The following is a 26262-nucleotide window of genomic DNA, read 5'->3' as shown; positions in this document are numbered from 1 at the left end:
CCTCTTGCGAGGCGGAGGGAGTCTAAAAAAAGGGCAGCTGCTTACTTTGCCTGGAGGGTAGCGAGCAGCTCTTTGGCGGGCATGTATCCGGACATGGACTTGCCGGAATCGGTCACGATGTGCGGGGTACCCTTGAGGCCAACCTGATTGGCGACCTTGGAGACCAGAACCAACTCTTGGGCACCCTTGCAGTCACCACCAGAGGAGTTTTTGTTGGGGCTCGCCATGAACGATTCCATGGATGATTTTGGATCGTCAGCACAGAGAACCTCCTGCATCTGACGATTCGTCAGCGTGCCGTTCCCAGACCGTGCGTAAGGAGCGTACTGCACCGTCACCCCCAGCTCATTGAGAGCGGGAATCTCGGCATGCAGGCGCTGGCAGAAGGGGCACGATGGATCGGTGAAAACGGTGATCGTGTGCTTGGACTTTCCCTTCGCTGGGTAGACCACAAGAGCAGCTTTTGAGATCGAAGCCAGGGCTTGCGCGCGGCCTACAGTCAGCGCTTCTTCGCTGATGTTGCGCCGATCCTGCACGTTGAAGAGCGTGCCCTGGATCATGTACACCCCATCGGCCGTGAAATAGGCAACGTCCCCACCGGAAACCAACTCCCACAGGCCAGGTATTGGCGCGGGCCGGATAGCGTCGATCACCAGGCCAGGCATTGCTTTGCGCAATTTGGCTGCAAGGGCTTCGGTTTCGGCCTTCCGTTCGACGCTCAGCGCCTTCTCTGCGGGGGGCGCGGCTGACGCACCTCCGCTCACAAAGAGCGTACTGGCTGCTGCAAGGGCGACGAAACAGCTCAATGCTGCGGTGCGAATTTTGATCATGTTGATGGAAAACAATTGCATTTTGATTTGCTCAGAAGGTTGCTTTAGTAATTGTATGACCGATTGCGGTGTATTTGCAATTCACGTCAATTAATTGAGTTCAGGAAACAGAGTTTTTCAGGTATGGCAAGAGCATCTTTACGGTGCCGTCCATGGTCCGAAGCTTTTTGAGAAGCTCTTTCGTCGTAAAGGTCACCGTCAGGAAAGTGCCGTGTTGCGGCACCTGGGCTTCGACAACGAAACGGCCAATGTCGAAAAGCATGGTTTTGTCGGAGGCCTCGGAATCGCCATCTCGGACAGTTACGGGTGGAGTGATGCTTGCGTACCGGCTGGTCAGGCTGTCCAGCAACGGGGCCTCGTTCTTGTTTGCCCAGCCGCGGTCCACGGTCAATGCGACAAGCTGAGCTTTGCGAGAACCTTCAAAGTCCAGCGTGACCATGTTGCAGCCCGCCACTCCCATCAGTCCGAACTTGCTGGATGAGGCAAGGTTGATGAAGGCTCCACCGGTTTCAACCGAAGTGCCATCGGTGACCATGACATAGCCTCTGTGGGAAGCTATCAGCTGCTGTATAGGTGCCCTCACCTGGGTGATGGTGGTCTCACCCAGCGACAGCCAAGGCAAGACTGGCAAGGCTGTGATCATTTGCTTCTGCAGCTCAGTCATCCCGCCCTTAGGCTGGGCCGGAGCGGCGACGGAAAGCATTGAAGCAGGAGCGAGCGACAGGCCTGCAAGGCAGCTGAGTGTGGCGCGGCGCGAAACGTTCATATCGGGCATGTGGTTGATCCCAGCTCGTGCTACTTCAACTCTTCGGCAAAACCGATGCCGGAGCCACCATCCATCTTCACGCCGAAGCGGCCGATGGACGATGCTTCAAGGCCGGACTGGGCCGGTGAGCCGTCATAGAGGATGGACAAGTTATTGACCGTGATCGCGGCCCGATCAACCACAAAAGGAATTTCATATGTTCGCGATGCGTTGATAACAACTCCCGCCGAGTCGAGCGTTGCACGCATCACGTGAGCTCCGTCCACCAGACCTGCGGGCAGCGGGAAAGTGAATCGCCGGTACTTTGGGTTTTGCCCTGCAAGAAGGATTTCCGAAGCTTCCAAAGCGTCTATCCGGCCAACACCAGCAAGACCCAGCAGGCATTCCCAGCTCTCCACCAAGCCGTTGATCGCCGACATGCTCGCGTCCATGGAGGCACCAATCAAACGCGCAGCGCGGCAAGCAGGGACGAAGCCTGTGTCAGACACATCAGCCTGGCTCATTACGTTGTTGATCAGCGTCTTCACGCTATAGCTGTAAGTGGTGCCGCGAACCGGTGGGACGTCGACCACTTCCAGAGCGGTGATGCCGCTGCTCGGTGTGATCTCTGTGGCATCACGGAACACCCGGTAGCGGATAGTGCTGCCCGTAGCGATGGCTGGCCAAGTTACCTGAACGTCGTTCTCCCGCGTGCCATCTGTTGCGACGACCGACAAGGGCGACTGCACAGGCAACACAAACGCAGCGCTTGCGAATTCCAGCGGAGTGAAAAGAGTCACGCCGATGGGAGGAACGGAACGCGCAACAGCAACCAATTGAGCGGAATGCAAAACGCCGTAGTCGAGGCCAGCTACAGACCATGTGCCGCTGTCTCCGATCTCTTTGGACTGACCGACAGGCGACTGATCGGACGCCAAACGGAGAGATCCCACAAAAGTACCAAACGAGGCGGTACTAAATACACCCGTCGTTGGGCCCAGTGCAGCATTCACCGTGGGTGTCGAGCTGACGGCACCAGAAGCAGAAACAATGAGGCCACCAGGAGCCACCGTCCACGAAATCGGTACAAGTACAACGCGACCTTGGGTAGCTGCTGTCGCATCGGCGTACGTGACCCGAACAGTGGCGTTCACCATCTGCCAAGCATTTGCGTTTGCTCCCAACGTCGAGGAGGACATTTGCATGGTCACCGGCGCGTTCGGGGTCACTGCATTCAACACGACCGCAAGGCTGGCGTTTGACTCATCCAGGACTTCAACGCGCGCCTTCAACGAACCTGAGTAGGCACCCAGATCCACTGTCACTTTTGCGAAATCACCCCCAGCGCGGTTGACCACAAAGCCCTGTCTCGTGGCGTCGCCAAACGAGCCCATCGTTGCCGCAAGCGAGACGACTGGAATGGGCAAGTTTTGGTATGTGACTGCTGAGGTTGCGCACTCACTGGCTGAGAACACGCTATTCGATACGGAGGCCTTGAGATTAATTTTCACCTCGTTAGGCTGCAGGTGCGCGGCGAGGGGAAATGTCGCGATCCAGTTTGATCCGTTGAAGGTCATTGGATACGCTATCCCATTTCCTTCTCCCTGAATATCGCCCCACACTCGAAGCGAAGCAGCTTCGACGGAGGATGCACCGGCCAAAGTGGCAGTTACAGTAGCGTTGGGATTGAAAGTCGTAGAAATATCGGTATTAACGGCTGAACATTTCGGCGTGTCATAAACAACAATACTTGCCGAGGTCGAAGCCGTGCCAAAGTTGCTCCCGCTCTTCTGCATAATCCGCTGCAAGGTGTAGGTCCCCGCAGAGGATGGCGCAGTTCCAGTGAGCGTCGTTGTAACCTGAGCATTGTTTCCAGTAGTTCCAGCAAATGCTGTGAACGGGATACCCCAGGAAATAGCGCCATTCGTAGAAAAGCTTCCTGTTCCGTAAGCAGCACTAGTCCAGGTTTCGGACCCGATATTCTTCCAAACCTGGGAAAACGTGAAGGATTGATTTACGCCTAGCTTTGCTGGAATCCCTGTTTGCGAAATAAACTGCGGCCCGACAAAAGGTTTTATGTACCCTGTCTCCGTAGATGACCATGGGGAAGTGCCAAGATTATTTTCAGCGCGTACCTGAAATTCGTATATGCCGTCATCAGGCACGGTTGCCCACGAATAAGTCAGAGCTGAAGTTGTAACCGCGGGGATAAGATTCAACCAACTAGTGGTGCCTTGCTTACGATATTGAATACGATAGGCAGACGCGCCAGAAGTGGCTCCCCACGATAAGTTAATACTTGTGGAGCTGACCCCATCTGTGGCAGAGAATGTGAGAGGAGCTTGCATACTAGCGAAGCAACCCCCATCGGATACAGTCCAAGTGCCCGACCCTGAACAAGTCGCTGAAGCTTGGCCCGTTGCGCCATTCGAAATGTTTGACAGATTTAGAGCAGTGCCAATGTCTGATTCATCAGCATGTGCGCTGCAGAAGTTACCGCTGCCCCACCGCAATGTTTGGGCTGGGCAGCTTGGAGGGACATAAGGCTTGATGAGCAAAGTAGAACCCGCCCCGCCCATCCACATATCGTTGAATCCGCCTGCGTCAATCTTTACGCATTCGAATTCATAGTCAGAAGCGTCATCAACCTGTGCACAAATTGGCGTTGATCCAACGTTGTTGACCTGGAACTCTGCTGCATATGCAGTATGCGTAAATGTGTAGTTCGAATTAGGGCCGACCGTCGCGTTTTTACCCGTGGATAGGAGCGAACTGGATTGAGTAGCTTGAGCGCTAAGCCAGATTTTCACCGTGCCGGCAGAAGACCCACTGGTCATGTTAATAACAGACCAGTTTGCTGCACTTGCGGAATGTGCGGCAAATGAGAAAGCGGCGAAAACGCACAGTCGCACCAGATTGGATTTGATGCGGATCATCAAGCCATTTACCAATGAATGGTACTTGGCAAAGTTAAAGCTTTTATTCATTTGACTTCCTCTGCAAAGCCGATTCCATTGCCGCCATCCATCCGAATGCCGAACCTGCCAATGGACGTTGCTTCAAGTCCGGCTTGCGCTGCAGAGCCGTCATAAAGAATGGTCAGGTTGTTTATCGTGATCGACGACCTGTCCATCACAAAAGGAATTTCATATGTCCGCTTTGCATTGATAACTACCCCAGCGGAGTCGAACGTGGCTCGCAGCGTGTGCGATCCATCATTCATTCCGGTCGGTATGGGGAAAGAGAACCTGCGGTACTTTGGGTTTTGTCCAGCAAGCTGAATTTCAGACGATTCCAAGGCGTCTATGCGGCCGGCACCAACGAGCCCCTGCAGGCATTCCCAGCTCTCCACCAACCCGTTGATTGCCGACATGCTCGCGTCCATGGAAGCACCGATCAGACGTGCTGCGCGGCAAGCAGGAACGAAGCCCGTGTCAGTCACATCAGCCTGGCTCATGACGTTGTTAATCAGCGTTTTCACGCTGTAGCTATAAGTGGTGCCGCGCACTGGTGGGACGTCGACCACTTCCAGTGCGTTTATGCCGCTGCTCGGTGTGATCTCTGTGGAGTCCCGAAACACCCGGTAGCGGATGGCGCTGCCCGTTGCGATGGCTGGCCAGGTCACTTGCACGTCGTTCTCGCGCGTTCCATCTGTCGCGACAACTGATAAAGGGGATTGCACAGGCAACACGAAGGGGGCGCTTGTGAATTCCAGCGGACTGAACAAGCTAATGCCAGCGGGAGGAATTGCGCGTGCAACTGAAACGAGCTGCGTGGCAAACAGTTGGGAGTAGTCGAGTCCAGACACAGTCCAGCTTCCCGTATCAGTAACTGGCTGTGCGCCAACGCTCGACTGATCAGCGGCTACCCTCACTGAGCCAATGAAAGAACCGTAGGTAGAAGTAGCGAAGGCGGGGCCTGAAGGATTCAAGACCGAGGTCACGGTAGGGGTCACACCCGTTACACCACCCGCGCTCACAGAAAGACCACCAGGTCCTGCAGTCCAAGAGATTGCGAGCAGGAAGCTCTTGCCCTGAGATGCTGCGCCGGCGTCCGAATACGTCACTCGCACCGTCGCAGCTTCAATCCCCCACGCACTGGACAGCTTGTTGAGCACTGAAGACGAAAGTGAAAGTGATGTCGGCTGCGACGCAGTGACAGCGTTGAGCGATGCAAGGGGTACGTTGTTCGCGTCGATCACTTCAACGCGCGCTTTCAGCGAATTGCTGTACGAACCAAGATCAATGGTGATCTTGGCAAATTCACCGCCCTGCCTGTTAGCTACGAAGCCCGGCAGCGATTGATCCCCGAAGGTACCGAATGTGGGTACCAGCGTTACGGCTGGAACAGGCAATTGCTGAAACCCGACAGAGCTACCTGCACAGGAAGCAGCACTGAAGAGACTGTTGCCCACCATCCCTTGAAGGTTGAGCTTTACCTCGCCAGGGCTCAAATGAGCCGCTACAGGAAAAGTCCCCACCCAGTTGGTGCCATTGAAAGTCATCGCATAGGTTGCTGCGCCTGTCTCTCCTTGTGCATCACCCCAGACCCGAACATTCGCAAACTCAACGGACGATTCGCCTACCAATGTGGCTGTAATAGTGGCATTTGGATTGAAGGTCGTGCTGAGGTCAGTGGTCAGTGCGGAACAAGTAGGTGGTCCAACAACAACCACCGTCAACGGTGTCGATGGTTCGCCAAGGTTAACGCCGGACTTTTGCACGATTCGCTGAAGGGTGTAAGTCCCGGGTGTCGCAGGAGCCGTCGCGGTAAAGGAAGACGTGACCTCTGCCGAGGTTGCCGTGGTTCCTGCGAAAGCTGTCACGCCCAGGCCCCAATCAATTGCCCCTCCAGCGCCAAACGGTGCCGTCCCATAGGCGGCGCCGGCCCAGGTTTCAGCACCTGTATTGCGCCAGACCTGGCTCAAGGGGAATTTGCTACCGACGGCCACTTTGAGGGGCACGTTGGACTGCGAAATGAAAAGTGCATTTAACGCAGCTCGGATGAACCCAGTGTCGATTGCGCTCCATTCCGAATTGCCGACGTCGTTCTCTCCGCGAACTTGGAACTCGAAAACGGACGGGTCTGCAACGCCGGTCCATGAGTGAGTAAGGGAGGCCGTGGAAGTCAAATCTGTCCACGTCGGGACGCCCGTCTTCCGGTACTGCAAGCGATAAGTCGAAGCTCCTGGGATAGCCGACCAAGACAAGTCAATCCGCCCCGTCAAAGTGCCTTTTGTTGCGGAAAGACCTGTTGGAGCGTTAAGACTTGCCGAGCAAGATGACGCCGTCACGGTCCAGCCCGCGACTGAACATGACGCGGTGCCGGAGCCTGTTGCTCCGGTTGTGGAGTTGGTCACCGAAAAGGAGTCGCCGGGAACACCTGCTGCGACAGGTCCTGAACAGAAGTTTGAGGTCCCCCAGTTAACGTTTTGTGCGGGGCAAATCGGTGCAGTGGATTTATCCACCTCATACGTAGCGTAACTCCCACTCTGGCTATATGAGCGGGTAGTGTTCGGCAACATATTTGCACATGTTGTCGATCCGTTCTGATAAACGCACGCTTGATCGCTAGCAGTATTCTTTACGAAAAGGGTGGTTACTGGCTCCAATAACGGGAGGCCCTCACCTGGTGCCAACGTGCCTACTTTTGTGGAACCACTAACGAATTTTACTTCATAGCCTATTGTCCGCCCGCTGGTTGCACGATTCAATAGATAGGAATCAACTTTTGTGAGTACAACCCATTGCTGAAACCGCCTAAGTCCGTACGGTGTAGTGGAATCAGCACCAACCTTGTAGGTATTCGCGGACGTGCAAGGTGTAGCACTTGCATCCAGAAATCCGGAGGGAGAATGCCGCATGCAGTAATACAAACTCCACGGATTTCCACCCCCGACGGAAAAGGGGCTGATGTATGGGTTTACGCGAATGCCATCAGTGAAATTCCCGCTGCCGCTAGTGCTTACTCCGGGAGGAGCAGTAAATGAAGAGCTGCCACTACCACCCCCCCCAAAAACCGCTCCATCGTTAGTCAGATTAACCGTAACAGCGTTCGGCAGATCATTCTTGACATATGCATACATTGTGACAGCATATGCATTCATAGTCGCGCCTAAAACCAGCGCTATGATAAATTTCGCGACGAATGATTTCACAGTTAACCCTTCGCCGTCTTGTTTGCGGTGGCCTTGCCGCCAAATTCCAGCAAAAATTGATCCGCGTTGGCGTCACCCAACTTTGAAGCCTTCTTCAGGTAATAAATCGCCTCATCAACGTCTTTCTGGGCGCCCCTTCCATTTGCAAGCATCCAGGCGTATGCAGTTATCGACTCAACGTGGCCAGCCTTTGCTGCCATGAAATACCAGTGGATTGCAGCGCGGTCGTCAGGAACCCCATGGCCGTGATCGCCACGAGTGAAGGCGTAAGCAACAGCGGCCATGGATTTCGGCACGCCATCTTTTGCTGCCAAGTAGTACCAGTTGAATGCCGCACGTGGATCTTTTGCGAGCCCGAGCCCACCCTTGTCGTACTGCTCAGCAAGGATGAATTTGGCTTCAGGAATTGATTGCTCGATGGCGCGCTCTAGAAGCTTGAGAGCCTCGTCTTTGCTGCCGTCCTCGATCCGCTTTTTGAGGAGCAGCACGAGCGCGCCTTTGTGCCCGCACTCAACAGCTTTGCCTGCTAAGTAGTCGCCGTCTTTCTTGTGCCCTTTGGCGTAGAAATCTTGCGCTGCACGAAACATCGATTCCGGGTCGCCATACTGCGAACCCATCCAGTTGAGATGGCGGACCATGAAGGGGCTCTTCTTGAGTCCTCGACCCTCTTCATACATTTTGGAAAGGAAATGATGAGCACCACCGCTGCCGTTTTGGGAAAGCGGATACATGACACGGAAAGCGTCAACCGGACGATTCTGGTCAAGGTACCCATCAGCAGCTTCAATCTGGGTGCGGTCCAGATTGGCGGAACAAGCGCTCGCAGTTCCAGGCATCGCGGCGCCGAGGAGGAAGCCTGCGGAGATGGCCAACAACCTGTTGATGATCTCCGGGCGAATTCTCTTGTTCATTTTTTGTGCTCACCACAGAATGACGATGCACTAATGGTAGGGAGGACGACCCCCTCGAACACCCCCCGAAAAGCACGCAAAAAACGCACTTTTCAGCTATTTCCCTGAGAATGAATTGCCAATTAATGGGTTTGCAATTATAATTGCGACATGCAATTATTAAGGGCAAAGAAATGTCTTTCCTGATTTTATTAGTTACTGCGCTTGGTATAGGCTTTGTAGTTAAAGCTATCTATGGCAATCGTAGCTCCGAGTCAATCCAAGATGAGATCGAGGATGAGCCCGCCATGAAATTCGATCCGATCTTGAAAGTCGGAATCCCTAAGCCAGGTGATTCCGATTTCATTTAACGTCTACCCATTGGGGTTTTAGATTTGCCAGCGTCAGTTGACGGGTTGTCTTTGGCATAAGGTTTCGCAGATGGCGTTACCGGTGCAGACGCAGGTGCAGGCCCACTTCCGCCGCCCCCCTGAGAAAGATTAATCCCACCATCCCCGCCTAGTTTAGGGAGCTCGCTCGCACTGCCCCCCGAAATAATATTTGTGGTTGAACTGCTCGTTGAACCTGTTGAGCCACCGGACTGCCCCCCCCCTGGAATTAGTGATCTTGCTGTATCCATGCTGGCTGACACCGCTGAACCGAGCGCAGCTGGCGCAACACTTGAGACCTTGGCTAAAGAATGTGAAAGATCAGATGACAGCTCCTGAGCTTTCGTAGCGCCTGAGCCCAACATATCATTCAGCGTTTTAGTCGGGGCAACGCCGTTAGACCCTTCAGGCCCATTAGCACCACTGTTCTTACCTTCCGACTGAGATCCAAAGATTTTGTGTCCGACGCTAGTTTGGTTTCCTGCGCCGAACTGGTTGATATCACCGCTCATTGGGATAGCTGATTGAGCAGCCGATGATTCCTGAGATGCCTTTACCAATGGGGCAGTGTTGGTTAAGTTTGACTGAATAGAATTCGAGGAATTAAGTGCCTGGGTTTTTGCGGCTTCACCAGCTGCAGTCACAGCGCTTAGGCCTCCAAGTGCTGCTCCCCTGGCTCCATTGGCTTCCTTCTTGTGTTCGTCCATTCTTTGTGCAACGCTGCTATTGAAACCACCAGTCGCGGAAGCAGACAAACGGCTATCTGCTGCTGCAACCGATTGCGCGACGGAAGGTGAAATTTTTGATTCCATCGCAGAGATGTTGCTTGCAACACCTGCAACTGCATCAAGGCTATCCTTGACTGCTTGGAGTGGTTTCGTAATATCCGCAGATCCGGCCGCTTTAGCCAATTGCGCCATTCCCAGCTGGGCAGCGATTTTTTCCTGAGGTGTCGAAGCTGTTGCCGCCATATCGGAAAGGGTGTTCCAAGCCGCAGCCATCGCCACTTGGTCCCTACCTAATGCGGTTGAAGCACCGGTCTTGTCGAGCCGTTTCATCTCCGCAGCCGCAGATTCGCCAAGGGCTTTTTGCTGATCAGAGCTCAATGCTGAATTTGCAATACCCTGTACTCGGGATAACGCGACGCCGTCATTACCCGTACTACCGTTGAATTGGCGGCTAGATTGGGCCGCCCAATTGGAAACGACTGAACCTCCGTCAATATCTTTCCCAACTGATGCCGCGGAAGTTTGAGACGCTTGCGAAGTAGCCTTATCTGCCTTGTCCAGCGCATCAGTTTGGGAAGCAAGCTTTGAGAATGTTTTTTGTAATGCGTCGGCCTTAGTCGCTGCATTTCCGTACTCTGCGCCGTCTGTAGAGCTTGATCCAGAAGACGCAGATCTACCTCCAGAAACACGAGTTGACTCGGATGTGCCTGCATCCTGTTGTTGTCGAGCCCCGTTCGAGTTACCTGCTTTTACATCTTGCGATACCGCCTCTTTAATAGCACCAGCAATATTAGCGCCCACGTTCAATCCATTACCAAATACCTTAAACCCCCCGGACGCGTTAGCTTCAACGCCAGCGCTGGCCTGAGTGCCAGTTGAATTGGTCTGACCTGAAGAGACGTCAAACGAGCCGTATTTTGATGAAATCTGCCCAGTTTTAGAGTCGAAGCTAAAGCTTAAATCACTCGATGACATTGCCTGCGCTGTCTTCGCGCCGCCAATTTTCTTAGCGGAACTCTGGACTAATTGAGCCAGTTCAGAGAATGCCTGCTGTGATTGGCTTTGCAATTGCTGTCTTGAGGATGCGGAGGATTCCATTGCCTGTGCAGTACCGCCTTGTACTGCACCGGACCCACTTAGCTTCGCTATCCCCGGTAAAGCGGCCGATCCATCACCGCTTACACCAACCCCGGCCGACGTCATGCCCCCTTGCATAGCAGCCATACCACCGTGAAGGGCGTGACCCATCCCTGCTCCCGGAATAGCCCCCTTCGCACTACCCGGATTCATCACATCTGCGCCCCCACCACCTGCACCTCCACCCTTGAGTGCAGCAGAAGAATCGCCCTTGCCTGATGGCATTGCCTTAGACACCATTCCAGAAAGTGCAAACATACTCCCCGTCATGATGGCAAACATGAGATAGGGCGCCTGCTGGATCATGTTCGACGCCGCAATAGTTGTCGTATAAGCATGGCGCATAAAAAACGCCATGTACTCGGGCGTGAAACTCTGGGGGCTCACCATGTTTCGGATTTCAGTCTGGTACCACGACATGACGATGGCCATCATTGGAATCCAACTCTGTGTCCACATCCCGAAGAGTGCGTACGATCCGGCAACCTTCAAACCGCCCTGAGGGTTTGCCGCGACGATAAACATCACGATGGGAGTCGAAGCAATAAACACGAAGAACAAAATGTCCATGAACTTGGGAGCGGTCGTGCTCACAAGCATGCTCTGCTGAGATTCGGACTTGGCCCACTCAAACAAACTCGTGTCGCGCCTGATTGATATTGCTTGATCCAGCGGAGCATTTGCACTGAATTTCATGGTGTCAGCTAGCGCATAAAGCGTCACGTTCGCGAATGCCAACGAATCCATTTTCGAATTAGAATCACGAAGTCGGTTAATGTCGGTGAGCGCTTCATCCCAGGTCCTTTCGGTCTGTGATGCGGCTCGTGCACTGGAAGAGTATTTCTTGATCTCTGCGCGATTGGCCAAACCATTCATGGCTTTGCTCACCGAACCCACCCCATCTCTTTCATTCTGAGCGACACTCAGAAAGTGCGACGCTGCGTCTGCACATGAAACAGCACGTCCACCCCCACCGCCAGGAATATATGGGTTGGTTGTATCGAAAACGATTGTCTGGCCTTGCAATTCAAGAGTATCTGCGAACGACTGCAAAACATTGCCAGAAACTTTGAAGTCGGTATTTGCTAATTTACCGCTTGCGCAATACCTGCTTGCAAGGCGCATCGACTCCACAAGATTCTGGTCGGCACAGGACATAGGATCTGACGGGCACATCGTGATTGCCATCAGGGCGCGAGCTGGTGTAAATGGATGGGAATCACCGCTGACGGATAGATAGTCTCCATCCACGTTAACCATGACAGCTTCGATTTTGCTGGTCATGTAGAGGGCAAAAGCCCCCGCCACGGACGCCGGCAGGGCTATGGCATATGGAACGTCATCAACGACACGTGGCGGAGCGGCATTGTCGAACTGCTCGACTGTGACGGTGGTTTTCGGCATGAACATTGCCCAAACCACAATCACCTGGATCACCATCACATCGAGCCTCAAACCGTTCCTTGTCACCCCCTGGGCAAGGATAAAGATCAAAGACAGCATCAGCCCGGTCTTGATTGCGGATGCAACCCAGTCGTCTTGTCCAAAGAACATGGCCATCGCGCTGAGGGCAGACCCGACCGTGGCGGGGTCGGAGACCGTGTAAATAGTGAATGCCATGATTCAATTACCGCTGAGCCTGAGGACGAATGGGGGACGTGGTCATGTGCTGAGCTTGGGTGAGTAACTTGTACATGCCGTCGATCATCCCAACCAGGTCCTGAGTTTTGGGGCGCATCCCAACCAACTGTTGAGTCTTCGAAGCCAACGCATCTTTGTATGCCTGAGGCGTGTCAACTTCCGTCTGCCCCGTAAATGCATTGCTTCCGATACCGAGAAGTTCCATGGCAATTAGATATTCAAAGTACGGTGGCAATGTGTTCGACAACAGCATGCCCATGGTTTCAGCGACGCCAGGCGTTTTTTGTGCCTCGTAAAGCATTAGAAGAATTGGAACCGGAATTACAGCTAGCATCTGTCGAGCACGAGGCGACAAGTTACTGCCATCCAGGTTTACAGGTTGCTTATGTACGAACGAACCGATGATTGAGTCTGCGGTATAGGCAGCGCGGTTATGCGCATCAACCGTACCAAATAGGGCCAAATTGATTGTGTCCTCGACACCCCCCCATTCACCCACGGTCATAACACTGGTCGCCACACGGGTGCATCCTTCGCTCCAATTAGTGCAGCGAAGAATTGAGACACCTTGCGGACTGGTGGAACGGGTACGGGTAAGCTTGTCCCAGGCGGTAATAGTCGGGGAGTATTCCGCAGGCTTGTTGTCGCAGCGCTCCTCGGATGGAGAACCCGTGCATTGCCCATCGCTGGCTTCTTTGCTTCGGACAATTGAGGTGCCAAATAGTGACTGAACCATTTCCGTCACTTCTCTGGTTGTCATAAAAGCGCGCAAAGTATTATTCCCCGCATCCATCGTGTGTTGGGAAGCACGCCAGACCATATTGCCGAGAACCGGATTGCTTTTGGCGACTTCAGCATCTCCACCTTTCGCGGTAACGGATGGCTTTTCGCTTTGGGCCTTGTTCGTCGCCGCAGTCGAGTCGGCCGCACGATTTGCACTGACAGAAAGCTGCTCGCCAATCTTTCGGCCGTGCTCCATCATCTTGTCTTTGGTGGCGATCATCGACGCCATTGAGATAGCACAGGTATTTTTTGCAAGGCTATTGAGGTCTCGAATCGCCTCTTCAAGAGTTTCAAGAATTGCACCGCATGGGCTACACATCGACTGGATGGCCAATTTAATTGCATATCCCACCGCGTTTGCGGCAATTGACCGGATCAGCTGCTCAAATTGGGCACCGTTGATAAAGCTGAATGAGCCAAAGAAAATATCAACGCCCCCACAACCGGCGTCAATTTTTGGCGCGGCGAATTGTACGATTTCAAAACCACGGCCGGGTGCTCTCACGGATAGCGACCCACCGTAATACCCCCTCAGTCGTTGAGTATTGATGGCCTGCGCGCCTGTACCACTGACAAGGAACATTTCACCCATCGCGTCTTTCAAGCCCGCATGCACGTCCTTGGGCGCTACAGCGCCGCCGATAATCGAAGCCACTAAAACGGAATTGACAACCCCGGCGAACAGTTTTTTATAGCCAATCATTTGCATGTCAATATCTCTTCTCAAGTCGTTGTTGTGCGCCGGGTGTCAGGGCATTTTTGTCTTTAAGCATTTCCTTGCCTAACTCCTTGATATCCTCGGGAGTCAATATCCCGCGTTCTTCTGGGAATGCGTTTTTACGCTCCACCCCAGTAATAAGCCCAGCAGCATCACCGGCAATCAAAATGCGCTCTTCCAATAGGTCCTGGGAAAGCAGGCCTTGCGTAATGACAGTGACCTTCGCGGGAGGTACGACAAGTGCGACCGCTGGGCGGACGCCGATACGAAGTGTTTTGGACTGGCCTTCGTCTTTCAGGACGTTGGACCCGCCCATCAACCAGCTCGGCCGCTTGCCGTCGGGGGTGATGTAAAACACCTCGAACTGAAGCTCCTTGGCCAATCGAGCAACGATGGGGTACTGCATGGCGCAGAACGGGCATTGGTCATCGAGAAAGACCCACAGGCCCGCCTTCTTGTTGAGCCCCTTCGTCGCGGCTCTCTTGGCGTCGATAGACCATCCCTGGAAGCTCCCGCGCATGCCGGATGAAAACGGTGAGCGCACTGACTCGTCGAGCAGCGTGTCGAGCAGCGACTGCTTCTGAAACTGGCGTGTGAAGTTGCTGGCCTTGTCCAGCATGACTCGCGTCGCGTATCGATAGTTGCGAACGTTTGCCTCACTAGGGTCGTCGATGGCAGCGTGAATGACGCTCATGTATTCCTGCTGGAACCACTTCACGCTCAGCGGCTCGACCTCAGGCGCCTTTGCCTTGGGGGCCTCCAGCTTGATGATGGAAGGAGTGGGCGGTGCCTTCTTCGGAAGAGGCTTCTTCTCTTCCTTTAATGGCTCTGGTTCTCGTTCGTACCAAAACCACCCCTCTTCCCCGCTCTTGTACATGTTCACATCCCGTGCAGGACGGGATTCGCTTTGAGCAGCGGCAAGCCCACAAAGGGTAAGTAGCGCAGCAAGCAGGAATGCCGACCTGGTCAAAATCAATCCACGCATAGATCTGCGAACTCCAGGTTGTGCTTTGTTGTGGTTGCGATGCGCATACCCGCTTCCACGGCCTCTTCAAGCCGCTTTTCCATTTCGGGTGTGAGAGGCTTGATGCGTTGACGCATCGTTGCCTCGAAGTCGCTTGTTTCGGTCACTCCGCCAAGCCTGGTTGCCATCTTCATGGCCATGCGCCAGTGATACTGCGCAGTGAATCCTTCAGCGTCGGGAAACCAACGCGACGAGTGAAGGTCACCAGTGAGCATCATGATTTCCGGCAGGTGCCACTTCCAGCGATTCGTCATCATGCGAACCTCATGAAGGGCAACTGCTCTTTCACTTTCTGTCAGCTTGCTCATGGACTGGGTAAGCAGCCGCATGTAGTGATACGAGCCGGGGATGTACCCATTTCGAGCAGAGGCACGGTAGTGAAGAAATGCCTTCTTCACATCAACCTTGCCCGTAGCTCCCGTCTCAGTGAGAAGACCGGAGAGATAGTGAGCTTGCGCGCCGACAGCACCACGCGAGTTGAATGACGATGCGCCAGACTTTTCAAGCAGCGAAAGAATTCGCTGTGCAAGCTGTGGGTTCACCCCGTCAGGTGCCGACTGATAGAGGAGCAATGAGGCGTTCCATCCGGCTTCCTGAGACTTGGCCGCGCGCTCATACATTCGCATTGCCATGCCCAGGTCACTCGGATACCCGTAGAGAGCCTTCCGTGCAACATCACCACGGGCACGGAGCATCAGCGGCTCCCCGACCTTGAGCTTGCTCGACACTTGATCTACAGCCTCTTTTTTCACCCCGGCATTGGCGGAGGTTGTCGGCTCATTTGCTTTCGCAAGCTGGATGCAGACCGAGATCCTGTTGTTGTCCTTCGCAGACTCCTTGACGGCGCTGACCACCCCTTCAGAGGCACACGCGAGTGCAGGGAACGCTACCACCAACAAGGCGACCATGAGTTCACTTTTCATAGCCTGGCTCGCCCAACCGTACGTGGTGCCACAGCCTCAACACGCTTCTCGCCAGGTGGCGGAATTCCCAAGCGGCTCTGATTCACGAGCACGAGTTCGTGCTCCTCAAGGGCCTTCTCGCGCTTCGGAGATGCTGAGAGAGCATCTAGTTTTGGTTGGCTTTCAGAGGCATCTTTCGCGGGAGCCTTCGACTGAATGTTCTTACGAGCATCCTTTTCTTTGGCAGAAGATGCAGCAACAAGCACAAGGGCTATGCAAACGCACACCAGCACCAATCCCAGTAACCCAAATCTCGCACCGTCCATGACACCCCGCCCTTCATCGAAGACTTATCGGCCCCTCTCGAACGGCTCGGGGGGGCGAAATCTATCCGATCAATGGTACGGAGCGCACCCCTCCAATACAGGTGCGAAAAGCAAGCGAAAACAGCACGTTAAACGGCTGGGACGTAAAAAAGGCCGCTTGACGGCCTTCTGTGGAGTTTGTCGAAGATCTCGTCACCCTTGGGGTAAACGAAAAGGTCCATAACTATTGTCGAAAATGTCCATAAAAATTGTCATCTACGGAGTGCTCTTGCAACCAGGATAGGTGAATGGCATCAGTCGTGAGTCCTTGTAGCAATGTTCTGGAGCCTCTTTCAAGACCTCTGTGTTGTTCGTCACATTTGGGATGTTCTGACCTAACAACTCAGCGGACTTCACTGCCGGAACCTTGGTGGTGAAATTACCCTGTGGATCTGCATCGCGACCGACAGTCATTGTTTCCTTGATTCTGTTTTGCGAGATGCCGTAGTTCGTTCGAGGGTCAGCCGGATTTAGCTGCCCAGACTCGATAAGAGCATCGGTCCACTCCGTCAGGTCGACACGACTCCAGTCGACTGCGGCCAGCTCGAAAGCAGTGAATCCACCGCAGTTGATGTTGCAGCCGCCGAGACTGCTGCCGTCGTTGGCTGACCTGAATCCCCGTGGGCGCGATCCGGTTAAATTCTTCTTAATCAGCTCGGACGAGATGACCCGAATAGCAATCGATTTGTAGCAGCAGTACAGCTGGCGTTTCTCTACGCACCCCAGCAACGGGACCTTCTTGTTGCAACAGCTGTCCGCGAACGTACATAGTCGCCACCTGTCCTGCATCCCCCATTCGTACTCCTCCTTCTTGCAAGCAAAGATGATGTGGCCAATCAAGCGCGCAATAGAGTAGATCTGGAATGCAAACATCAAATTCTGCATCCCTGCAGTGAACTCCAAGCCATTTGCACCTGTTTGAATCACCATTCCGGACAGTTCCTCGCCCCCGATTTTTGTGAGGATGTCCTGAATCCCGGCCATGATCTGCTGTTCGAATCCATGGATCAGTTCTGATATTCCCCCTGCCTTGCCGACGCTACCCACGGCCTCAGGAGCAGCGTTGCCGCCCACCAGATTGTCGAAACCGGCCCTAAATGGAGTGATGAACTTATCGGTGACGAATTGAGAGGCACTGCTATAGGCATCGACTACGGGTTGCTTCACGTCACCAAAAAAGCGAGAAATTTGCCCATACACCTCGGACCCCTGCATGGCCTGCATCACACCCATGCGCTGGCCAATCTTTCCCAACGTTTGAAGAGCTGACAGGTACTCCATCCAACTAGGTGCTGACTTCGCCCCTTTCTGAGCTTCTTTGCAGCAGTTCGGGGTCAACCCAATCTCATTGCCGATTGGGATCTTGCAGTACATGGCCTTGCCACCAAAAATATAGGGCGTGCACGCTTGTGTCACGCTCGTTGGCTTCTCTCCCGTTTCGAGGCAGACCATGTCCTCGACCATGGCGTTGACGGCCTCCATAGCACCTACCGCTCTGGCGAAGTCGCCCCCGTGCGTGCCTGCCAGGTTTGGTCGGTGGCACTGAGTTCCCAGGCAGCGCATCGCCCCGGAACAGGCATCACCCAACTCCTCAACGATGACTGGAATGGTCGAAGGCTTTGTTTCACCGCAGTCATAAGCAAGGGTCGGGTTGTAGCACTGCCCGGTGAATGGACCCTTGAAGCGAGTGTCACATCCATCGTTCTCAGGAACCCGCTTGCAGCTGGGTGAGTTTTCAAGCGGAACGCCCTTGTCGTCTGCCGCCAGGTTGCAGTCCGTCGCCCATTGTTGCCCATCGCGCAAGAAGGTCCGCAACGTACCCTTCTCATTGTTCATGGTGCTGCAGGACGTGAAAGGCTCCGCATCTGCCAGCCAGCACATCGGATCATCGAGAAGCTTGATTGGCGGGCCATTGGGCGTGGGCTCAGACCCTACACCGTTGTCGTACTCGGAAGGCATGACTGTCGATGCATCAGTGCCCCAGGTCTTGAGCAAATCAACAATGCCCTTGTTCGCCAAACCAGGCCCGAACGTCACACCGCCCACTGAACGCGTTGCCGAGGTTTCCTTGCACGTCAACTTGCCGCCCTTGCAGAACCCATCCGCTATGTATTCCATGTACCGTTCACAGCCAGCAAAGGTGTTGATGGTCACGGAGTAGGCCTTAGCCATCATGCGGATTTCATGAAGCGTTCCATCTCCGCTTGCTGTCCCGGTTGGGAGCCACTGAGCTAAAGGGGAGCCGTAGTTCGTGAAATTGCTTGTAGCACCAGCCTGCGCATACACGCCATCAAAGGCGCTTGCCTTCGGATCTCCACCCATGGGGTAGTGCAGGTACTCAAGGTACTTCCCTTCACTGGTACCCAGAGGGTCATCAGGGATCTCGGTAGAACAGCGTCCTTGTCCTGGGCAGATAGCCGCGCCCATGATCGGGAATGACGTATCGATCTGACCTTGAACGTTGGTCGGCTCTTTCTTGTACGTGAAAAGCGGGTTGCCGTCGGCATCTTTGATCTGCTTGTTGGTCGCAGGATCAATGATCGGCACCTTGGTCTTGTTGAATGCCTTGACCGTCAGATAATTGTGCTCGCCCATGTAGGAGAGACCGAACGAACGGCGCAACCCATCGCAACCCTGCGGATAGGGATTGACCAGCGTTTCCGAGCACATCTGCATGTTGGGTATGCCATAGGACCCACCTTGGTTCAGTTCGACTCGCGACACTGCATCACGTGAGCATTGGCCAATCAGCTCTTGTGCCTTCGCACTTGCAGGCGCGTTGACGCCAGTGATCACACCCGCGCGTATTGAAGGGTCAGTCGTGTAGTCCTTGCGGGCCGCATTGTTGGCCATCTGGTCATTAAATGTCTTGCCGTATCTATCTGAAGATGGGTGGGCCACATCGTCGTACATCGATGCAATGTTCGCGCCAAAGGAGCCCGGACAAAACCTGATGGGATCTCCACCTATCGACCCGACCTCGCAAACTTCTGGCGGGTCTGGCGGGCACGGGTTTCCTGGAGCTGGCTCTGTGTACGTGACCTTGGTCTGGTAGAGATCGGCCGTCAGGTAAGCCGCAGTTGCGCCAGTGGGTACAACGTGCGTATGGACTGTCTTCCAAGAATCAGACGGCGACCCATAGCTGACCATCTCCCCAACCACGCGCTGGATTGCTCCTCCGGTGCTGTATCCCAACCAATGGTTGTACGTGAAGTAGTTTCGCCCCTTGGAGGAAGAGAAAGGGGTATACGTGTAGCGAATCGTGTGGGTCTCGCCCACACGCTCCCAGTAAACGCTAGGCGAGGCGCCGAGAGTGGCCACCTGCATGTTCAAAGGCCCGCCCAGGTGCTTTCCAGGAACGGTGATCGTCTGGTACTCCACTGGATTGGTTCCAGGGATAGGTTCTTTGACCAGGTCGAAGAACTCCACCTTCAATATGCGGTGCGTAGCTCCGGTCGCAGCCAGATCCACATTCTGGCGCTCGCGCAGTATGAAATCAGTCTTTCGGCATCCGTCTCGGCGGAGATTGCGCCGGTTCTGTTCGGCGACGACTTTGGTCAGCGATGGGTTGGCATACAGCGCACTGCCCATGTTGCTCATCTCAGACGCCTCGTTCTTGTTGAACCCCGGCATGATCTCTGAGAGGTTGCTCCGGCCTGGTGCAGTGTCGTTTTGGCCGGGGTTAACGCGCTCCACGGTATTGGTCTGGTTGGCCAAGTCCGCCCTTTGGTAGCTGGCGCGACCAACCGCACCACCCTTCTCTGCTCCAGAAACCATCTCCTGAACGGTGCGCGTTCCGGCCCGTTGGCCCTGCCTCTGCGCCTGCGCATCACTCGTGGGATCAGAAATGGTTCTTGGCTCTCGTACGGAAGGCTCGACCGCGTCAACCCGAGGAGCACGAACGGGTGCAGAACTATCGAAGCGGCCATTCAAGAGCTTGGAAGCTCTCTGATTGATAAGGGTGTCGCTTGTGGCCGTGTCTACACGTCGCTCAAGTACAGCGCTGTCTCGCTGAAGGGACGTTGGGGCTTGGTCTGGGAGGCCTTGTGAGTAGGCCATCATAGAAATACTGGGCATACCGACCGCAGCCCATGCCAGCATCAAGCGCCCAACCGCTTTGACAATCCTGTCCCGCGTTGTAATCGGATCTGAAGAAAAATTCATAGCTATGTCGTGCGGGGATTAAGGCGTGATGCCAAAGCAGCAATCGGTCCACTGAAAGAGCAGGTACGAATGGTCTTCACCTGTGGCAGGTACATCGCGCCACATGCCCCAGGCCGCAGTGCTTGACCCGGTTGCATGGGTGCAAGTCCCAAACCGTTGTGGAGGGCTCACCTCCTGAACCTGCGAAGTCGTTGGAGTTGGGGCCGGTGCCCCGGGCGGCCGTCCATTCACCTCGGGTGAAGGAGCCAAGAACTGCCAGCGGTAGGCGTCCTTTCTGATGATGTAGCGAGGGTTCCGCTCGCAGAGGTTGTCGTTGCCAATCGTCTCGTTTAGCAACCCGAGGCGATGAAGCATGGACAACGCCCTGACGCCAGTCAGACTGGTGAACTGCACGGGGTCAACCATCCGCCCTACCCCGTTCCCAAAAAACCCTGTAATCGGGTACATGTTTCCCCAAGTCCCCGCAACCCAGAAGAGGTTGTTCATCGGCGAGCCAAGCGTTGACGCGACGCCGTCCACAGGCATCGCAAACATGGCTTGAACACCAGTGAACAGCAGCATCTCTGGATTGATGAACGTCGTGTACCGGCCAATCGCATCATTCCAGTTTGGGAACATGGGGCTCGACTGGAGCAAATCGAATTCGGTCATGCCATCGGCTGGGCATGCGCCGTCGTCGATGAGACGCAGCATGTAGATGATCGGGAAGGTGTACAGGGTCCAGTTTGCGAAAGCTTCGTGCTTATCGCTGCGGCCCATGTTGGCCCCGCCGTTGAGGAACCCCACGCTCGCAAAGGGAAGCTCCATACCGCCCAGCGAGGGCAGGCAGTAGGGACGGCGGGTGACGTCGAGGATCTTGGACGGAGCCCAGAATCCCACCGTGAAGCCGATGCGTGGGAGCTGCCCCTTCGACAGGTCGCCCCCACATGCGCAGATGATTTTGTTGGTGCGATCTGCAGGCTCGCCACTCTTGCCGGCGATCATGGTTGCACCCATCAGTTTGAAGGGGAACATGCCTGACCAGCAGACGTCCTTGAACATTGTTTCAAGGGGGTTGTAGCTACTGCATGCCAGCTTCATCGTTTCCGCATGTGCTTGTCCGTGCCCTCCACCAAGTAGGAGGGCCGCGATCACCAAAATACTTCTCCACATGTGGTCAACCTTTAGTCTGGGGATTGAAGTAGCGGATGCGCAGGCGGTCACCCTCCTGCTCCACGATTGCGGGGACAGCTTGAATGCCAAAACGATCACCGAGTCGTTTCACCAACGGGAATACTGGGCGGTTGAATTTCTTCACCAGCTCCTCCATCACCACGTTACCGCTTTGTGCGCTGGTCATGCTGCCGACAATGAAGACGTCAGCCGCGCGGTATTCCGGGCGTTTCAGCCATCCGCGTACAAGTTGGATCTGGCGTTCATCACCAGCATCAATCGCAATTACAGGAACTTGCAGTCGTGTGTGCTGAAGGAGATTGAAGGTCTGACCTGCTTTCGCGAGCACAACCGTGCCTTTGCCGTCTGGGCCTGGACCAGTGACGTCCTCCGGTACCGTGAAGGTAGGAACAAAGTAGTCCGTCGACTCCTTCACTACTGTTGGCAGATCAAAGCTGGGCTTGATGTTCTGCGCTGCGCGCGTTCGAGCACGGGCAAAAGCGCCTTCCCAGTCGTACTTCTTTGCGCGGTCCTCGATCACGCTGAGAATGTCCGGCTCGGCCACTGCATAGGATTCGCCGGCCTTGTAGTTGCCTCCCTTGCGTGCCATGGCTCTCGCACCGTCCAGGCTCACTGCGCCTCGAATCGAGAACCACTTGTCTTTGTTCTTCACCAGATACACAGGGACTGAGGTGACCCCATAAGACCGAAACGCATTCGGGTCGACCTCTACGAGAACTTCATCTTTGTAGGGATCAGGCAGATGCATCCGCAGTTTGTGAATCAGCTCCCCGATCTTCTGCGGCTCAAAGCCACGCACCACGAATCGGACGCGCTTGCCACCTTCATCCAACGACTGGCGGAAGAGGCTGCGCAGCACACCGTCTGGCATGCCCGTCGAGATAAATACCTGCATGTCGAAATCAGGCAGAGCGCCGGTCTCTTGCTCCGACTTAACGCTCTGCTTGTATTGGTCACGCATGTCGCTCGTCCACTGCGGCGCAGGAGAAGAAACGGACGTGATGCCGTAGTCACGCAGCGTCCCCTGAGCGCTTTGCTGCAGCTGGACTGGTTTGGTGACCTGGTGCTTGTTGTCTTGCCAAGGGTTGCGGGACTCCGCCACCTGTGCGCTCGCGAGAAGCGGAAGGCTAGAACAAAGGAATAGCGTAGCCCAAAAATGCTTCACGATTTACAACCCCCCAATAGCGCGAATCAAAACTCTCTTTGGTAGTACCCATCAGGAACATCTGTCCTTCCTTGAGCGTGTACTCCGCATCAAAATCACCCGGGCTCTTGCCTGGTAGGCTCTTTGCAAGCCATAGACGGTCCACATGCACACCGTTGATCCACAGCTCAGTGCCTTCGACCTTTACCGTGTCTCCGCGAAGAGCGGCCACTTTCTTCACGATCCGGTCGCCTTCGCGCGCGCCCACAGACAAACCAGACTTCGGCATCCGGGTCATCACGTAGTCACCTACCTTGGGCTCTTGGGGCATCCCCTTCTTCCAGAGGTACACCAGAGATGGCATGCATGCTGGCTCACCGACGAGCCGTTGGACGTCGACACCAATCCGAATTCCGGTCAACCACAGGCCCAGGGCAATAAGACCGGTCACCAGCAACGAGCCGATCAAGTTCACTTTGATCAGACGGTAGACAATGCGCACCCCAACCCCCGGCCAATTTCTTGCCGGGGAGTCCTTGGATACCGACATGAAGACTCCTAACGGGCGGGAGCGGGACTAGGGTTCGTGCCTTCCTTGCGAAGGTACCCTTCGGCCACAAGCTCATTGCGAAGTGTGTCGGTCAGGTCGGGAACGCCCGCGGGCGCCGCCACCACGGACTCTGTTCGCAAAACGGTAGTGCCTGCTTCAGCGTGCGCCTGCAGGCGTTTCAGAATTTCTTGCGTGAATTGATTCGACTTCACCGTGACGTCGGACACCGGCAGTTTGCCGGCTACAACATCCTGGCCCACGAGGAGCACGTACTCGCCCACCAGCTGCTCGTAGTTCACGAAAGCGATCTTGCTCGGGGCTTTTTGCTGGTTCAGCAGCGGAACAGCAAAAACGTTGAAGGCCAGTGCGACAAGCGCGGAGATCAGAACGATGGTGCCGATCTCGGTAACCAGCGGGAGAACGCCCAGTGGCTGTTTTGTAGGGATGGCCTCGGAGGCCTGTACTGCATTGGTCGTCATGATTTTTATCCGTGTTTCGCAATGAATGACTCGATTGCTTCGACAGGGTCAACGCCCTTTTCGATGGCATTGATGATTTGTGAACGTTCTGGGTCGGAGGTAGAGAACAAAACTTGCGAGAACCTGTCCACCACGAGGCGCGCAATACCGACGCTCTCGTTCGCGTAGATCATTACCTCTGCGAATTGACCAGGCATGGTGTGAATAGTCCGCATCTGCTTGAAGGACCAGTCGTCAAGCGCAAGGTACTGTTCGCGCTCCACCAACTCGATGGTTTCGCTGTTCTGCTTCATGATCAGCTTGAAGGCGCTGTTTGCAGCAATTGCTTTGCCGGCTTCCGATTGATACAAGTCAGCTATCGACTGCGTAACGATCACTGCGCTCGCGTTGTACTTACGGAAGCGGCGGAATGCGTGTTCCATGAAGCGGGCAACCATCGGGTCATCCAGCAGGCTCCAGGCTTCATCGATAACGACGATTCGAGGTCGACCATCATTCGACAGGTAGATTTCTGCCTGAATCGCAGCGATTAGCTGCATCAGAACAATTTGCTGTAGGGCTGGCTTGCTCTTGAGCTCTTCCAGCTCCAGAACGACAAAGTCCTTGCTCAGGTCCAGGTTTGACTGGCCGTTAAACCACCGCCCTTCTGCTCCGAACTTTGTGTAGCGGTACAGCATTGCGCCGATATCACGCACTCGCTCATCTTCCATGTCGCGCATGTATTCAGCGATGTCGGAAATGTCAGTGCTTTGCCCCTTGCGACCCCATACAGCTTTCACGGACTCTTCAATTCGTGAGCGGCGATAGTCATCAAGACCGTCTTCTGGAGCGGCCATCTTTTCGATGATGGCTTGGATCAATCCCACCTCATCGTCAATATCCTGTACCTTTGAGAATGGGTTCAGGCATAAGTCCTTATCAGGGCTGAACTCGATGAATTCGCCTCCCATCCACTTGCACAGTTTGTAATAGGACTTGCCCACGTCGATGGCGTACACCTTGGCACCCATCGATAGGTACTCTGTCAGGAGTGTTTGAGTCAAGAAACTCTTCCCCGCTCCAGATTCCGCAAACACGACGGCGTTCGAATTGGTCTTTGAGTCGCGCAGGTCAAGAGACATGATCTGACCACGCCTGCTCTGAAGAAGCATGGCGTATCCCTTGTCTTGCCCGAGCTGGTAGGAACTTCCTTTCCACTCACCAAGAATGGGAAGAAAAGTTGCAGCGTGCTCAACCGCCAGCGTCTTGAAACGGAACGTGTTCTTGATGCTTTCCGCCGACGGAAACAAGGGAAACGCATTCCAGAACACCGGCAAGAGGACCAGCCGCTCTTCACCCATCGAGAACTGAAAAGATTGCAGATAGGTACGCATCGCAGCCATCTGACGGGTGAGTGGCTCGCGTTGCTGGCCAAAGATCCCAACTGACAGGGAAGCCTCGACGATAGTGGCGCCCGTGTCTATTGCCGAGACGATGACGTCCATTCCCTGCTTTTTGAGCGCAAGCTTCGGCACGAACTTCAATAGCGGCCCGAAAGCCTGATATGTGATCATTCCCGCTTTCGTTTTCACAGCAGACGTCTTGCTGTGTTGCGCCGGGTAATGCATCGTCAGATTTATCTGGTACGGAAACTTGATTTGGTTGTTCGCCCCGAGCGGGTCCCCGATCATGTACGCCATCAGCCAGAGAGCGTTCTCCTTGGGCCAGCGGCCGGCCGAGAGCATCTGCACTTTGGTGCCGCTGGAAAACTCAAGTGTGTCTTCGGTGACAGAGAACCCTTCACCAGGCAGAAAGACTTGATCCTTTAGCTTCTGATCCTCACGCACGCTGTCGAGCTTTGGCTCGTCAAATGGATGTGTGATCCGATGTGCGAGACGCAGGTAGTCTGCGCTGCTCATACGTGTGGTGTAAAGCCCGATGGTCATCAGTGACTCGGCCAACTTCGCTCCACTCTCGGCAACGATGTCCTGTTCCGCGTTGGTGGGTTCCAGACCCTTGTACGGGATCTTCAACGAAACCACTACAAAGCGATCAAGTAGCTTCGTTCCAAAACTTGGCAGATTCGAGCGATCTCGTGACTTGGAGATGAACTCGATGCGGCGCTTGTAAAACGCTTCAGCGCCAGCCTTGGTGACCTCACTGGTCAGACGATTTATCCCAGCCTGACGCCGAGCTTCATACCGACCCAACGGAACGTCGATATCGGGCATCGCATACAGGGTGACCTGTACCATGCTCCCGGCAGGAAGGGGTAGCGAAAATGCTCCCTTGAGCATCTCCGCTGACGTGTCATCCGCCCCATTGACAGGGTTGCCCATGTAGCAAACGCCGATGTAGCCGTCATCGCAGAGAAACACTCCCGTTTCTGGATCTTGGGCCACCACGGGAATGAATTCGCTGGGTTTGTGGCGTTTTACGGCTTGGCTCATAGCCCTGTGCAATG

At 54.7% G+C, this 26262-nt stretch carries 15 protein-coding genes; all 15 read right to left on the bottom strand.

Going from position 1 to position 26262, the window contains the following annotated elements:
* Window positions 1-41: 41 nt before the first annotated feature.
* The 15 genes from ACSQ3N_RS26825 to traC all read right to left on the bottom strand — a co-directional run bounded on the left by ACSQ3N_RS26825 (window position 42) and on the right by traC (window position 26248).
* A complete protein-coding gene (locus ACSQ3N_RS26825) occupies window positions 42-851 on the bottom strand; it encodes a DsbC family protein (RefSeq protein WP_436137183.1) in 810 nt (269 codons plus the stop codon).
* 79 nt (window positions 852-930) lie between these two features.
* A complete protein-coding gene (locus ACSQ3N_RS26820) occupies window positions 931-1605 on the bottom strand; it encodes a hypothetical protein (protein ID WP_436137182.1) in 675 nt (224 codons plus the stop codon).
* Between the two features lie 20 nt (window positions 1606-1625).
* Window positions 1626-4562, bottom strand: coding sequence for a hypothetical protein (locus tag ACSQ3N_RS26815; RefSeq protein ID WP_436137181.1), 2937 nt, complete (start codon window positions 4560-4562; stop codon window positions 1626-1628).
* Window positions 4559-6706: a hypothetical protein gene (locus ACSQ3N_RS26810; protein ID WP_436137180.1), complete on the bottom strand. Its 2148-nt coding sequence runs from the start codon at window positions 6704-6706 to the stop codon at window positions 4559-4561. The genes ACSQ3N_RS26815 and ACSQ3N_RS26810 overlap by 4 nt, the downstream gene beginning before the upstream one ends.
* A gap of 1028 nt (window positions 6707-7734) precedes the next feature.
* On the bottom strand, window positions 7735-8643 hold the full coding sequence (locus tag ACSQ3N_RS26805; protein WP_436137179.1) for a tetratricopeptide repeat protein: 909 nt from the start codon (window positions 8641-8643) through the stop codon (window positions 7735-7737).
* Between the two features lie 346 nt (window positions 8644-8989).
* Entirely contained in the window at window positions 8990-12496 is a 3507-nt protein-coding gene (locus ACSQ3N_RS26800) for a conjugal transfer protein TraG N-terminal domain-containing protein (protein WP_436137177.1), read from the bottom strand.
* 7 nt (window positions 12497-12503) lie between these two features.
* A complete protein-coding gene (locus ACSQ3N_RS26795; RefSeq protein ID WP_436137176.1) occupies window positions 12504-14009 on the bottom strand; it encodes a conjugal transfer protein TraH in 1506 nt (501 codons plus the stop codon).
* A gap of 1 nt (window position 14010) precedes the next feature.
* Window positions 14011-15003 carry a conjugal transfer protein TraF gene (gene traF / locus ACSQ3N_RS26790; RefSeq protein ID WP_436137175.1) on the bottom strand — a complete coding sequence of 331 codons (993 nt, stop codon included), beginning with the start codon at window positions 15001-15003 and terminating at the stop codon, window positions 14011-14013.
* Window positions 14991-15965 (bottom strand): hypothetical protein, encoded by a 975-nt coding sequence (locus ACSQ3N_RS26785; protein WP_436137174.1) that lies wholly within the window; start codon window positions 15963-15965, stop codon window positions 14991-14993. The genes traF and ACSQ3N_RS26785 overlap by 13 nt, the downstream gene beginning before the upstream one ends.
* A 560-nt stretch (window positions 15966-16525) precedes the next feature.
* Window positions 16526-20026 carry a conjugal transfer protein TraN gene (locus ACSQ3N_RS26780; RefSeq protein WP_436137173.1) on the bottom strand — a complete coding sequence of 1167 codons (3501 nt, stop codon included), beginning with the start codon at window positions 20024-20026 and terminating at the stop codon, window positions 16526-16528.
* Window positions 20027-20491: 465 nt separating this feature from the next.
* The gene (locus tag ACSQ3N_RS26775; protein WP_436137172.1) at window positions 20492-21514 is read right to left on the bottom strand and encodes a TraU family protein; all 1023 of its coding nucleotides are present in this window, start codon (window positions 21512-21514) and stop codon (window positions 20492-20494) included.
* A gap of 115 nt (window positions 21515-21629) precedes the next feature.
* Window positions 21630-22748, bottom strand: coding sequence for a TrbC family F-type conjugative pilus assembly protein (locus ACSQ3N_RS26770; protein ID WP_436148025.1), 1119 nt, complete (start codon window positions 22746-22748; stop codon window positions 21630-21632).
* Between the two features lie 25 nt (window positions 22749-22773).
* The gene (gene lepB / locus ACSQ3N_RS26765; RefSeq protein ID WP_436137170.1) at window positions 22774-23340 is read right to left on the bottom strand and encodes a signal peptidase I; all 567 of its coding nucleotides are present in this window, start codon (window positions 23338-23340) and stop codon (window positions 22774-22776) included.
* A gap of 8 nt (window positions 23341-23348) precedes the next feature.
* The gene (locus ACSQ3N_RS26760; RefSeq protein WP_436137169.1) at window positions 23349-23819 is read right to left on the bottom strand and encodes a TrbI F-type domain-containing protein; all 471 of its coding nucleotides are present in this window, start codon (window positions 23817-23819) and stop codon (window positions 23349-23351) included.
* Window positions 23820-23824: 5 nt separating this feature from the next.
* Window positions 23825-26248, bottom strand: coding sequence for a type IV secretion system protein TraC (traC, locus tag ACSQ3N_RS26755; protein ID WP_436137168.1), 2424 nt, complete (start codon window positions 26246-26248; stop codon window positions 23825-23827).
* Between the last annotated feature and the right edge of the window lie 14 nt (window positions 26249-26262).

It is taken from the genome of Acidovorax sp. LjRoot194 (assembly GCF_964253015.1).
Taxonomy (GTDB): domain Bacteria; phylum Pseudomonadota; class Gammaproteobacteria; order Burkholderiales; family Burkholderiaceae_C; genus Acidovorax.
Note: the sequence above shows the minus strand (reverse complement) of the source record. Positions and strands in the feature narration are given on the sequence as shown.